The sequence below is a fragment of the Adhaeretor mobilis genome, assembly GCF_007741515.1.
Classification (GTDB): Bacteria; Planctomycetota; Planctomycetia; order Pirellulales; family Lacipirellulaceae; genus Adhaeretor; species Adhaeretor mobilis.
In genome coordinates this window covers 761881-775631 of the sequence record NZ_CP036263.1, presented here as the reverse complement: position 1 = coordinate 775631, position 13751 = coordinate 761881, and the positions used below count along the sequence as shown (strand labels likewise).

At 55.1% G+C, this 13751-nt stretch carries 6 protein-coding genes; 4 read left to right on the top strand and 2 right to left on the bottom strand.

Annotated elements, in window-relative coordinates:
• The first annotated feature begins 187 nt into the window (after positions 1–187).
• On the top strand, positions 188–3838 hold the full coding sequence (locus tag HG15A2_RS03020; RefSeq protein WP_145057707.1) for a hypothetical protein: 3651 nt from the start codon (positions 188–190) through the stop codon (positions 3836–3838).
• Positions 3835–10692: a hypothetical protein gene (locus HG15A2_RS03015; protein WP_145057705.1), complete on the top strand. Its 6858-nt coding sequence runs from the start codon at positions 3835–3837 to the stop codon at positions 10690–10692. Before HG15A2_RS03020 ends, HG15A2_RS03015 begins: the two co-directional genes overlap by 4 nt.
• Positions 10693–10889: 197 nt before the next feature.
• On the opposite strand, the gene HG15A2_RS23765 is transcribed toward HG15A2_RS03015, so the two are convergent.
• Together HG15A2_RS23765 and HG15A2_RS03005 are read right to left on the bottom strand one after the other, a co-directional pair.
• Positions 10890–11516, bottom strand: coding sequence for a helix-turn-helix domain-containing protein (locus HG15A2_RS23765; RefSeq protein ID WP_218932292.1), 627 nt, complete (start codon positions 11514–11516; stop codon positions 10890–10892).
• A gap of 522 nt (positions 11517–12038) precedes the next feature.
• On the bottom strand, positions 12039–12650 hold the full coding sequence (locus tag HG15A2_RS03005; protein WP_218932291.1) for a glycosyltransferase: 612 nt from the start codon (positions 12648–12650) through the stop codon (positions 12039–12041).
• A 200-nt stretch (positions 12651–12850) separates the two neighbouring features.
• On the opposite strand from HG15A2_RS03005, the gene hisI reads away from it, so the two are divergent.
• On the top strand, positions 12851–13255 hold the full coding sequence (hisI, locus tag HG15A2_RS03000; protein ID WP_145057699.1) for a phosphoribosyl-AMP cyclohydrolase: 405 nt from the start codon (positions 12851–12853) through the stop codon (positions 13253–13255).
• A 28-nt stretch (positions 13256–13283) separates the two neighbouring features.
• The gene (locus HG15A2_RS02995) at positions 13284–13745 is read left to right on the top strand and encodes a RidA family protein (protein WP_145057697.1); all 462 of its coding nucleotides are present in this window, start codon (positions 13284–13286) and stop codon (positions 13743–13745) included.
• The last annotated feature ends 6 nt before the right edge of the window (positions 13746–13751 follow it).

Genomic DNA, 13751 nt, shown 5'->3' with positions numbered 1-13751 from the left:
CAGACTCCGCCTGTTACCAATGTCCCTGAAAGCGGTTTGGTCGTAGGGGTTATGCAGGTCGCCCTTTGAGCTTCCGCCCAAGGAGTTCAGGCCCTGCGGAGATTGCTTTTGCACGTGGTGAGGGCTGTCTACAATAGAAACTGTCCGTTTAAGGAGCCTTTTCGAGCAGATATCTGCAGAGCATCCCATGCTCTCGATAACAACCAGATCAAACTCGCCAGAGACTATCACGGTTGGACGCTCTTTTCCTCGCATTCGCATTTCAGCTGCATTCCCTTGTGGAAGCCTCGTGCAGGTTCGCAACCTATCACAATTGTATCGCTTCATACTAGGCAACGTTCCCCGCTTGGGCGTTCTTTGCTTAGTGCTTTCCCCTGCGCTGTGGTTTTCTCAGAATGCGAATGCTCAAGAACCAAGCGATACGGAAGCTGAAGTTACCGCCAGCGACTCTAGTGATTCAAGTGACTTGAAAAGTGATTCAAGTGACTTGAAAAGTGATTCAAGTGACTTGAAATCGGATGCGCCAAGCGGTTTCTCAGGTGTGAACACCCAGGCCGACGATGCTCCGCCCGTATACTATCTGCCGGATGCCGAGGGGAAGCTACGCCGCGTAATCGGCTTCCGCTATGAAGACTTTCTGGAATTGCAGGGGCTGCATCAGAAACAACACGAAGAGGGCGTCGTCCTGGAATCGCTGGTGGTGACTGGCAAAGTAGCTGGCGAGGTAGCCGAGCTTGAGGTGACCCTCACGGTTATCAAGCCAGACCGAATTCGGCAGTCGCTACCAATCGAATTCGGTTCGGCAATTTTGCAAGATGTAGTATTTCCCAAAGTCACTCAAGCAACCGAAGCCCAGAGCAACGAGCTCGAAAACGCCGTTGCTTTCGATAGCAAGCAAAACGCCTATGTGCTTTGGCTCAGCGAGCAACTGGTCGGTCGGAATGAAATCACTCTGAAACTGGCCCACAGAATTGATCGCGTGGCTGGCCAGCGGCGTCTATCCCTGCCGTTGCCTAGGGCCGCCAAGTCGAAACTCACACTGGACATCGAAGGGCAAGACGTGGAAGTGAATGCCACGGGAATGAAAGTACCCAGCGAGCAGCAAGCTACGGAGAGTGGTACTCGAGTAACCGCAGCAGTCGCAGCCGGCATCACGGAGATCACTTGGCTGCCGCCGACAGTGGTACGCGACAAGCAACAACGCATCTCTGCCGTTCTCGATGTACTGGCCGAGCTAGAACCCGATCGCATTGGGTATCGCTGCCGGTTTCAGGCAGTCACACTCGGTCAATTGGTCGAGACGTTTAAGATTCAGTTGCCTCCGGGCTTCGAACTGAGTGAAGAGACGGCTGACGAATCTTTTGAGGTGCGGCGTGTAGAGGATCGTGCCGCAGATCGCATGCAGATTGAGATTCGATTCCCAGCCGCGACCGCCAAGCCTCCGATTATCAACTTCAATCTCTCGCGACCAGTAACCGGCGACAAGAGTACAGTGGAACATCGCCTCAGCGTGCCGCGTGTGTTGGAGGTGTACCGCCAATCAGGTGCCATTGCAGTTTCCACGAGCGACCAGCTGCAAAGCTACTACGACCTAACGGGCAGTATCGACCAGGTGGCCGTCAGCGAATTGCCCGAAACGCTTGCCGGGCCGAACGTGACTGCCGCGTTCCTCTATGCGGGGACTGATGGGGAACTGCTCGCCCATACCCAGCCACGCATTGAACGGGTACGTGTCCGACCGGAGTACCAACTCGCCATCAATTCAGATGAATGTACGTTGGCAGTGGAACTTAACTATCAAATTTCGTCGGCCCGGCTGTTCACCTTGCGTGTTGATCTTCAAGATTGGCAACTTACCGAAGACCTTGTTGAGTCGGGTGGGCTCGTCGACCGCAGCAGGCTGCATACCAATAGCGACAATGTGCTGATCCTTCCGCTAGTGAATCCAGCCGAAGATTCGGTCAAGGTGCGATTCACTCTCCGCCGCCCACTTGCGACTGGGCAAAATACTTTGTTCCTCCCCGAGCCACTGGGGGCATTTAATCGTCCTGGGAAGCTCACAGCAACGAGCATTGCTGCCCTGCGGATGACCCCCAGCCCTAGCACTACACGTGGGCTAACGCTCAGTGCAGCAGTCCCTTCTAGTATCGAGGCAGATCGCTCTTTCCAGGGCGAGTCAGACGCGCCTGAGGACTCAAGCCTGTCCTACAATGTTTACTCTGGAAGCGCTGCGCTAGGACTCGTACTGACTCAGCGACCTGGCGAAATCGAAGCCTTCAGCCGCACCTCGGTGAAGCTTAGGGAGTCGAGCGTGCAACTTCAGCAGCGACTCGAATATCAGATGAAGTATGAATCGAAAGCATTCATTTCCCTGAAGGTACCACGAGAACTCTGGGAAGCGGGCAAACTGAATCTTTACTGGGATGATCTGCCGCTAGAAAGAAACGCTATTAGCGAGCCTCAACCGCAAGAAGATCAATCAGCCAGCACCAATGCCACGGATGAGAGTCACAAGCCTCTGCAAATCACGCTGCCTCGACGAGTCCTCGGTTCCGGCCAACTTACGATGCAATACGAGGATAACCTGCCCGCCTTTACGGGTGATCAACCTGTAAAGATCGATTTACTATTGGCTCAGCCAGTGGATTTGCAAACGGGCGGCGTGGCTGAAGTCACACCTGCAAGCGATTACTCCGTGACGCTTGGAAACACGACTAATGGCAACCATTGGACCCCTGCCAGCGCGCTCGCGGGCAATTCCCCAGATATTGTTCTACTCAACCAAGGTTCAGCAGAGTCTCTCCCGTTATCCGTTCAACAAAATTCAGGACGAGACGCAGGCATTCTGCGCCTTGATCGCGCTTGGGCGCAAACTTGGATCGTGGGCTCCCAGCGACAAGATCGATTCGTGTATCTATTGGAGTGCACGCGACCACAAGTCACCGTGGACTTGCCGGTGCCACTGCGAGGACAAGCGATTGAAGTTCTCCTGAATGGCCAAAGAGTCGGCAACACCCGGCTTACGCCAGGACAAATGGCCCTTGATTTTAAACTGTCCGAGAACCAAGGGCGCAATACTCTAGAACTTCGTACCCAGCGAAGTGCATCCGCCGGCGGATGGAATACGCTCACTACAGAGGTGCCCACGATCGTGGGGACAACCACGACCGCGCCTTTCTATTGGCAACTCGTCGTGCCGGCTTCGCAAAGTCTATTGCGAGGCCCTAAGGAAATGGTTGGCGAGTACAGAATTGGTTGGAGAGGCTATCAGTGGGGTCGTCAGCCAACTCAGCGGCAAAGTGACCTCGAAAATTGGACCAGCGCCTCGCCCCTTGGACAGCAACCTGGTGCTGGTTCGAACGAGTACGTGTTTGCCTCATGGAGAACACCAAGTTTTGTTTCTGCTACGGTGCTACCCCAGCTTTGGATACAGTTGTCGACGATTGCCGTGCTCCTCGGCATCGGGTTGGCCTCGCTCTATAGTAGTTTTTGGCGAAGCCCTCTTTTTTGGTTGATTGTTAGCAGTGTGCTCCTGATGCTAGCATTCGCTTGGCCGCAATTTGCTGTCATGATGATCCAGGGAATTCTCATCGCCGGAACGCTCGTTGCAGCAGCGGCTTTACTGCGACGCTGGCTCGTGCTGGAAATGCCGCAGCCTGCATCGAGACAATCGAGCGAATCAATCGATATTCGTACTGTATCCACAGATATCTGGAGAGAACCGTCGCACATCGATCCGGCCGCAACAGTCGCCCCGGGTTCCGCTCTACCCTCATCCGATCTCCCCACGGCAAGCATGCCACCCACGAACATGCCCAAAAGCGGAATCGACCCATGAGTCGCATTGCAGACACGCTGGAAACCGCCAAGCGATTTCTCTGGGCCGCGTTGGGCTCTGCGCTGATATGCCTGCTGTGCGTAGAGATCACCTGGGCTGAATTAAGTGAAAGCACCAGTTCGGCAGAGGATGTTGAGCAATCGCTAGAGTTTCGCAAAATCTTTGTGCCTGAAAGTCGCCTCGAAGCGTGGCCTACGAACAACGAACGCCTTCTGCCTATGGACTTGAAGGCGTTTGAAGAACTCGCCCAATCTTTGGATGACCGTCGGGAAAAAGAACGCACCGAATCAGCACAATTTGAGTCGGCTGTTCATACTGCCTTCTGGACTCCCGAGGAGGGATTCACAGGCACATCCCTCGTGACCGTGAAGCGGTACAGCGACACGCCTCAACTACTGGCATTAGAAAATGTCGGCATTGTCTTGCTCTCCGCTCGCTGGCATGGGGCACCGGAAGATCCGCCCCAATTGGCCCTCTGGAAGCAACCGAACCGGGACACACTGATCTATGGGTTGCTAGCCAATCGCTCCGGTCCCATAGAATTGCACTGGAAACAGTTGCCTGAGAAGCAACTCAGCACTGGGATCGTTTATCGATTCAAACTTTCTGGCGCCGCTCGGCAATCGTTGCAACTCTCCCTGCCTGGTGGGTACGAGCCAAAGCTCTCATCAGCGGCCGAGCAAGTCGCTCCGGTATCACAAGAGGACGGACAGCAGCGCTGGGAATTCCAGCTTGCTGGGGGGGCAGTGCAGAGGCTGACCATCGCGCCAGGGGACCTAGCCGAACGAGGCTCTGTACATACTCAATTGCGCGTCACTCAGAAGGAGGACTACCAACTGGAAAGTCGAGGGCTTACTTACACCACGACCCTACTCCTCGATGAAGCATCTCTTGTCAACTCCGTCGTGCTACAGCGGAGCGAATTGCTCGACCTCTTTGAAATTGCCGTCGATGGCCAGCCAGCCACTTGGCGTTGGCTTAGCCCGAAGGAGGAACGGCTAGTGATCGACCTTCCCCAACAGGCAAGCCGTTACGAAGTGAAAGTAATAGGCAGCGCTCGGCTTGTGAAAGATCGCGGATGGCGTCTGCCCGTCCTTCGCCCCGAAGCCCAGGTCTGGAGCCAAGGAACCTGCCGACTACATGTCGATCGGCACCTTGTTCTTCAATCGATGAAGCCCTCGGGATTTCGTCTTGTGAACACCTCCGGCATCGACTCGGAGTTGCCCTCGGATGAAATCTACGAATTGCTAGCCGCTGCTGAGCAATCTCGTCTCGAAGTGACCCTGAGTTCCCGCCCTCAGCAACTTTCTCTCGAAAAGACGACTCTCGTAAAACTAGGGGAACGGTCTTCAACCTCGCGTATCACGCTGACACTTGATAGTAAGTACGCCAACACTTTTCAGTTGATGGGAGAGATTCTCAGTGGGTGGCAAATAGAAGCCGTCCAAGCAGAAAACCCATCAGATCTTGCCCATTGGCATGTTACCACTTCAGAGGACCACGAATTACTCCACTTGCAGCTACACCGTTCGCCCAGCCCAAATAAACCCGTTCGACTGATTGTTGATGCGCGTCGTGCTCCGGCGGCAGCTCAGTTGCCAGCTGCCCTCGGAGAATTCGATTGGCTCTCCCTGGGTGACGCAAAGCTCACGCAAGAATGGCTGGCTGTACAAACTTTGCCCGAAGTTGTTGCGCGGCTGTCTTCGCAGTCTACCGAAGCACTTGTTCCCAAAGAGCAGTACGAGCTTGAAGACTTTGGGCTCAACCAGCTCAGCCAGAGGCTACTTGTGATTGATCTGACTCACTTGAGTCGAGACATCCAAATCGTCGCTGCCACCCAAGCTCCCGAATTCGACGCTCAAGGATTTGTACGAGTGGCCACAAATTCCACGGGCATGGATTACGAAGTGGAACTAGCCTGTCAGCCTGCGCAGGGAGGGGTGCAAGCACTTGTCGTCGATAGTTCGGTGATGCTTCCACCAAAGGCGCAGTGGATGCTAGGCTCCGAAAAGGAATCTCTACCCGTGGAGGTGTCTGAAAGATCATCGAACGGACTAGCAGGTAGCTATTTGGTGAAACTGCCGCAACTTCAACTCGATCCCTTCACATTACGAGTGAAGTATCGTCGAGTTTTCGATATTTCTACTGCGGAATCAGAGCACCCCATTGACGGATTCTTCCTTCCTGAAGCCACCCAGTGGCAAGCCTGGGCATTGATCGACGTGAAGCACGATGTGCCAAGTGACGATGCCCAGAACAATGACACGCGAAGCAATGGCACTTACTCAATCGACCAAAGAGGGAGTACTCCCGTCACACCGCCTTGGGGGCTTTCTCAACGGAGCTTCCACTCCAGGCATGTCAGCGAGTTGCTTGGTTGCTTTCGATTCGATATCGACCAACCCCTTAGCGTCTCGAAGTCGCCCGCGATCATCTACATGCCCACTCGTAAGCAATCGAACAAGACGCAAGGAAATTCAGGAATTGACTGCGCGCAGGCAACTGTCACGACAACCCATTCAGAATCAGGTCTCGTGCGTGGCACGGTTCTCTATGAGTTGTTCCCCCTTGGTGATTCACCTACTTCGGATTCTCTCTCCTTCGAACTGGCAAGAAACACGAAACTTCACTCCGCTGAATACGATGGCAAACCCATCGCCGTCGATGAAGTCTCGCTCCCTTCGACAAAGTCATCCACTTTCTACCGTATTGCAGTTTCCGTTTCTAAGCATGGCATTTTGAAACTGCACTACGCAGCCCAAGCCGAGAAGCTGAGCAGCGGAGAGGAAATCTCGGCTCACGCGCCGACCCCATCCTTCACCGTTGCACAGGGACGATGGAATCTTTGGCTACCCGAGGGGTTTTCGATCGCCAAAGCGCACCGTAAAGACACTTTCTACGCCTCGAAGCACAGTAGTCCGATCTCCCAAGAGCTGACCATCGCCGAGCGACTTTTCGGCCCACTCGCACGAAGCGGAATATCGCGTAGGTTCGATCCCTTTGCCGGTGACTCAAATATCCGTCAGCTGCGTACGATTGACCCAATGGAGGCTTATCCCGTATCTGTTAACCCATCGACGAAACTCGCTACTCGAGCTGGCGATCAGGTTAGCCTCGGCGGTTGGCGGCTTCACGAACGCAAGTTTACTGAGACTCCGCTGCCGGTAAAAATCTCCCTGCTTCTTCACCAGCGCGGCCTCTGGCTCGCGGTGTGGCTAGTGTCAACGGTTTTGGCCTGCATCTCGCTCGGGCGATGGCTGCGCTATGTAATCATCGCCTTGGGGATCGTCTCCCTACTTTGCTTGGTATTGCCAGAAGATGCAATCGCACTCCCGCAGGCCTGTTTCCTGGGATGTCTTACGGGAATGGTTTTGTGTGGCATATTCCGTTTGAGCCTTGCGAAATCGTCGATGCCTGAGCCGCCGGTACCTGAACTACGCGGTACTCGCGCGACAGTCGTCGCCTCGCTACTGTTGGGCTGTAGCATGTGCCTGACGCCTGAAAGTGTTTTCGCGAAGGAAGCGTTGCCTACTGTGTTGATTCCGGTTGAGCCAACGACTCAAGAACCCACAGGCGAGGTCTACCTGCCGACAAACTTGTTGCGCGAAATGCAGCGCGCCGTGGAGTTGCAAAAGTCAGACGGCGCGAGCTGGGTCATGTTGGCCGCAAGGCATCTTGTTTCACTCGATCAAGTGTCTGCCAATCAACCCGTCGAAGGCCGCGAATCGGTGCTCGCCTTCCGCATCCAAACATTTGCCCCGGAAGTAGCTGTTCAACTTCCGCTCGACGAACGCGAAGCCATATGGCTTGGGAAGAAGCATACGCTGAATGGAAGGCCCTTGCCAGTAAGCTGGTCTAAAAGCTCTGCCGGGTGTGAGTTGCAAATTCCAGAACAGGGGGTCTACGAGGTCCGGCTCTACTTCACACCACTGGTAAAGCGGGAAGATGGTCGAGCGATGCTCAATCTGACAGTTCCTCCGCTCACCGGTACACAACTTGAATTAACGACTTCCGGTGAGCTACCCGAGTTGCAAATCGAAGGTGGAATCGAACGACCCATAGATTTCTCCCCTGAGCGGGCCGAGCAACTACCCGCACGATATGTTCTGGGCGCAACTAACGAATTAGCAATTTCTTGGAAACCAGTCGCATCGCAAGCCTCGGAAGCGTTGCGCGTGGAGCAATTGGAGTGGCTGACGGTTGATAAGGACCAAATCACCGGCAAAGTGAAGCTCCGCTTGACGGGCGATGAACTTCCCGAAGAGCTTCACCTCGCTCACCCCTCGGCTATGGAGCTGACCACCGCCACGGATGGGAATGGCGGGCAACTGATTACAAAACCACACGCCAGCGGATCGGTGCTCCCGCTTCCTGCGGGACTATCCTTGCCTTTGGAAATAGATCTGAACTTCCAAATATCGCGCCCCGTCGTTGGCAATATTCATTTCCCTTACTTCTACGTGAACGACGCAGTACGAGTGCGGCGATTGTTTGCTGCAACAATTTCATCGGACCTTGAATTTCAAGAAGTTCAGCGCAGTAAACTCCGGTCGCTCTCGGCAGCTGAGTTCGCCTCGCTGTGGGGCGATCAGGCTAGGTTGCCTACGCTAGCGTATGTGCTGCTCAGCCGCACGCCCGAATGGACTCTGCAAGTGAGCCCTGCGGACGAGTTAGTAGTAGCGAGCCAACGCCTCGACCTGCACTGCCGAAGCGTACGGGCCGACCTAAATTACCAGGCAACGATCGCTAATTCTGACGGATTGTTCTCCCTTCGGCTGAGTGTCCCCGAATCACTAACGATCGATGAGCTATCCCTCGTTAATGGTCAGCTCCGCAAAATCCCCCTGCGCTGGACCCGACCAGAAGCAGCCGTCGTTGAAATCTTTACCGCAAGGCGTCTCTCCGCCTCCTGCGAGCTTCAACTCCAGGGCAGCTTGAGTTACGAGCCGTCGCCACAATTATTGCTGCCACGCATCTCGTTGATCGGAGCGGAACAAAGTCCGCTCACTTTGAGGGTAACTCGCAGCTTTGATGTTAACGTCGAGCTTCTCGGCGTACCGGTGGAGAGGGAAAGTAGTTCAGTAGGTCTTATTCAAAAAACGGAAACGCCTGCTTTACCAGTCGTCGAGTTGGAATTGACACGTAGTGCCTACCCAGAGGCAAAGCTTCGCGTCGCTCCTGTGGAGGCCAACTTCAACGCTTCGACTGCTACCGTACTCGTTTCTGAAACGGCCGTAGATTTTGTACTGAGTTTAGAAACTAACAGCGGACGCTTGGAGCGGTTTTCGTTCTTGGCACCAGCGGAGTGGCAGCACCAGGACAGTTCGGACGAATCGTACCTGCTGTATGATCGTAGTACGGATGCTGATGGCAGACACCGCCTTGAATTCCTGCTCACGACTCCCTTAGATGCCGATCGTCGAACTGTATTAAGAATTCCCGGAAAGCTCACCCCGGCTGGCAATCACCCACTTCGCGTCCCCGACATAAAGCTGCTCTCAGCGCACACCCAGGCCCACTACGTTGTGGTGCCTTCCAAACTCAACGATGTACTGGTCGACTGGCAGATCCGAGGGTTGCACCATGAGCGGATACCGGCGCCGCTCGACGGGATGATTCCTGAGATCTCTCACGGACAATCGCTCCGTGCCGTGCTACAGAATCCGCTTGTCGAGCAACGCGTATTCCCCGAGGCGATGCGACATGCTGCGATCCGCTTTGCTGAAAATTCAGGCGTGCTGGATGAACACGGCAATTGGGCGGCTACGACGCGGTTCGTGCTGCAACCGGCCCGCGCCACGTCCTGTACGCTGAAAATGCCGCCGCGGAGCAAGTTATTGGCACTGGAACTAGCAGGCCGGCGTTCTCTCCCGCAGCTCACCAAAGAGGGGACCGCAGTACTCAACTTTGGCCCCCCGTATTTACCATTAGAAATTTCGATCACGTACCAGCAGTCCGCAGGCAAGGCTTTTTCCGCGAAGGATTTACGTGCTCCACAGCTCGTCATGGCGGGTCGCACGCTGCCGATCAACAAAATGCAGTGGCATGTCGCTGCGAACGACCCATCGCTGGTTTTCTCTCGGACAACTGATCACTTGAACAAGCAAGTCGTAGGCTCGATCGACTCCAAAACGTATCGCATGAATGGCGTCAAAGCACGTCTTGCTACCTTGGCGGACGCAACTCCTTTGGCATTACAGTTACATCCCTGGGAAGCCCGTGGATGGTTTGCTCCTTGGAAAGCAAAAATCAGCCGGTCACTGGACACTTCGGCAATGGCAGAAGGTAGCAACATTGCTGCTGACCTATCTGCCGCGGGTGGTGCTTCGCCTACAGGTGGCGATTGGGAAAACTGGGAGATGCTTCAGCAAGTTTTAGAAGAGAAAGAGTCCCCAGAACAGAAACCGCTTTCAACCGAAAGGGCAACGTCCCAATTCCTCGACTCTCGCGACGCTAGCGGAATCAACTATTACTTCCAGACACAGAATGGCAATCAATTAAAATTGCGAGATACAAGCAGCTTGCCTAGCTGGTCAAAGTGGCTCGCTGCGGCGGCGCTGGTACTCATTGGGTTGATTGCAGTTCGCAAAGCACCGAATTTGCGACAACGCTTCCAAAGGGAGACCGCCACATGGGGACCAGTAACGCAGTCACTGGCAACGCTTTCACCGGTTTCACCAACGACAGGCCTTTTGGTCGGCTTGTTCTGGTGGTGGTTGCTTAGCCCTAGCTGGCTGGGACTGGTGGTCTCCGCAATTGCAGCGGCTTCGCTCATTCGTCAGTTATTCGTACGACGTCGTCGCATACGTCGCCCTACCTCTGGGAGCACGATTCACCAGCCCGCGTCGCCCTAGGCCCCTGAGGCGACTCCATCATCGTAGTCCCAAAATCGACTTCCTGCCCTGCGACGGTTGGCGAGGGGTCCGCTCGCCGCGTCTTGCTCGCTAACTTCTTTGCCAATCGCGGTGCAACCATTGCGCTAAATATTCCGCGCTGCTGCACTTCGATGCAAAGCGACGTTGCTAAACGAACTAGAAACGTGCTTTGGCTGCTAGTCGTTAAAAAGGCTGTCGGGAATTGTTCGTTCGCCGGTGCGACCGATTTCGTCCTGCGTACGTCGCTGACCCACGGAATGCCAAGCTGAAACTTCTTCTAGTTCTGGCATGACTTTGATGAGTTGATCGACCAGCATTTCGGCCATGCGCCGCGATTTCGCCTCTTTGACGTTCTCGCTCAAGGCTTTGGCCGTCTTCATCACACGAAGCAGGCTTGCCCGCTGATTGACCGAGGGAGAGAGCGGCGCTCCGTCATCGACCAATAAATCCGCCAAAGGCACATCAAGCACTTGCTGCCACATAAGCAAGTCCGAGAGCCGAATATCGGCATCAGGCTGCTCTTGTTGCCGGACTTCCTGCATGGTTACACCCAGCTTGCGGGCAACCGAACGCACGGAAACCCCTTGCTGTTGGCGGACCTCTGAGAGTCGCTGAGAGACCTCAGGAGGCTTTGCGATCTTCAGAATCGCCTCAGACTCCCCAGAGCGGTCCTGCTCATTGACGATGGCACCTAGTGGGCTACCACTGACCAGTGGGCGACCGTTCGATAGTGAGTTGCCACCGGCGACCGGGTTGCCGTTACCCAGTGGCGTTCCATTACAACTAAGATTTAGCATCTCCATGAGAGTTGCGTCTCCTCTGCTCGCTGTTCGCAAGCTCCAAGTTAGCCAACATGCCCCCACCCGCAAGCCACCTGAGAAACACTGCTCGTCATGAGAGCGCTTTCACGGAAGCTCTTTAGATGTCGCTGGCAATATAAGAAAAGATACGCTTGGCTTTGTGCGGTACTCTCGCTGCAAAGCCATTGGTTGTTCCGACCACCTACCAGCTCAGCTTCTTAGAAGTGCCTACGTTCTAAAAAACAAAGCCTTGCCTTGGCAGTGGCTGATGGCGTCTTGTTGTACTTGCTAGAGCACAATCTCGAAGGGTGTGCTTCCTGGCCCGAAAGCATCATCCTTCTCCTCAACGCCAACAGCATGTTAGACGTACGCACGAGGTGGGGCAAGAAGATTTCACTATTCACAGATTTTGTCAACAAATCTGGCGCAATTAAAGAATAGAAAATCGCAATAAAATGCGAGAAAACAAGGCGCAAAAGAGAGATTCGCAGCACGCCGCAAATCGTTGTGAGTTCTACTTATGCTTTATTTCAAGACTAAATCCGCTTTATTAGCCCCATCGCTAGCTGCATCGAGATGCGGCACCTGGGCCGTTGTCAGCCGGCGAGGGGAGAGATAGTCACTCAGCTGCAACCAACGGAAAGCGGTCAACGGTTGGTGAGCACGTTCCATCGCTTGATGCAGGGCAGTGACCTCCGCAAACCGGCGTGAACCACGTGCCTGCTGAGTTGGTGCTTGTAGATTGGGCGCTTGTTGACTCGCTGGCTCTTGTTGGGGATCGATGTTCTGTTCCTTCGCGGCACGGTCTTCCCGCAGCATGTTTACCAGCTCGCTAACGACTAACGGGGAAACGCCGTCGTGCACGATCACGCGATCGGAATTCACGATCCGTCGCACGCGATCCAGCGCCGCCCCTAGTCCACGCTGCACCGGCTGATGCAGCACGCGTACCTGCGGGTAGGCTACTGCCAGTTCGCAGGCCGCCTCAAAGGTCTCGTCCGTGGAGCCGTCGTCCACGATCACCACGTGGAGATTGCAACTGAGCGTCTCTCCAATGTCCAACATCTCTAGCACGAGCGCGTTGATCCGGCGCTCTCCATTGTGAATAGGCAAGACAACAGTAGCAGGGTGGTCCACAGCAACGGCTCCTTGTGTATGATGGGCACGGTGTCTAATCGGCAAGCGGGAGAAAACTCACCTGCTACCTGTCATTTCGGCACGACCGCTGGTAACCCTCAACCACTGGCAAAATCTTCCTTGATGCGCCGGCAATACGGCTCGCGCGGATTGTTCCACTCACGCCCACTCTCCTTCACACAATCATCTGCACGATTGCCATGTCGCTCACTGTCTCCGTCGAACCGGCTTTTACCGACGACCAAATCCTGCTGCCGGTCATCGCCCAAGACGCCACCAGCGGCGCGGTGCTCATGCTCGCGTACATGAACCGTGCTGCCTGGGAACAAACGCTCGCCACCGGTAACGCCGTGTACTTCAGTCGCAGTCGTAATCGACTCTGGAGGAAGGGCGAGGAGAGCGGCAACGTACAAACAGTGCGAGAAATCTACATCGACTGCGACGCCGACACGATCCTGTTGAAGGTCGACCAAGCCGGCAGCGCCGCCTGCCACGAAGGATACGTAAGCTGCTTCTTCCGCCGGCGCGAAGGCGACTCATGGGTTGTCGAAGGCGAGCGTGTATTCGATCCCGGTGAGGTCTATCGCAGTGAAAAAGCCGATTGAGCAACATGAATTCAAAAAGGAAACCATCATGTCCCACGAAGCCCGTTTTGCATCTCTAAAACTTGAATTACCTCCCGCCCCGAAAGCCATCGGACTCTACAAGCCCGTGCTGGAGTGCGGTGGATTGTTGTACCTCTCGGGGCATGGGCCGCTGCATACGGATGGCTCGTTCACCTGCGGACGACTGGGGGACGATCTGGACGTTGCCGCAGCACAGGCGGCCGCGCGGCAAACAGGGCTGGCCGTGCTTGCTTCGTTGCGGGAGTATTGCGGCAGCCTCGACAAGGTTGCTCGCCTGGTGAAAACTTTTGGGCTCGTACAAACCGCGGGCGATTGCAAAGATCAACCGGCGGTGATCAACGGATTCAGCGAGCTGATGCGCGACGTGTTTGGAGAAGAGCAGGGCATTGCCGCGCGGAGTGCCGTCGGAGCTGCATCGCTTCCCGGCGGGTGGGTTGTCGAGATCGAGACGATCTTCGAGTTGGTGTAGAGTTCT

What these genes read in the sequence shown, in the direction of transcription:
- HG15A2_RS03020 (WP_145057707.1), top strand. Translation starts at nt 188, where the DNA reads ATGCTCTCGATAACAACCAGATCAAACTCGCCAGAGACTATCACGGTT.
- HG15A2_RS23765 (WP_218932292.1), bottom strand. Translation starts at nt 11,516, where the DNA reads ATGGAGATGCTAAATCTTAGTTGTAATGGAACGCCACTGGGTAACGGC.
- HG15A2_RS03015 (WP_145057705.1), top strand. Translation starts at nt 3,835, where the DNA reads ATGAGTCGCATTGCAGACACGCTGGAAACCGCCAAGCGATTTCTCTGG.
- HG15A2_RS02995 (WP_145057697.1), top strand. Translation starts at nt 13,284, where the DNA reads ATGTCCCACGAAGCCCGTTTTGCATCTCTAAAACTTGAATTACCTCCC.
- hisI (WP_145057699.1), top strand. Translation starts at nt 12,851, where the DNA reads ATGTCGCTCACTGTCTCCGTCGAACCGGCTTTTACCGACGACCAAATC.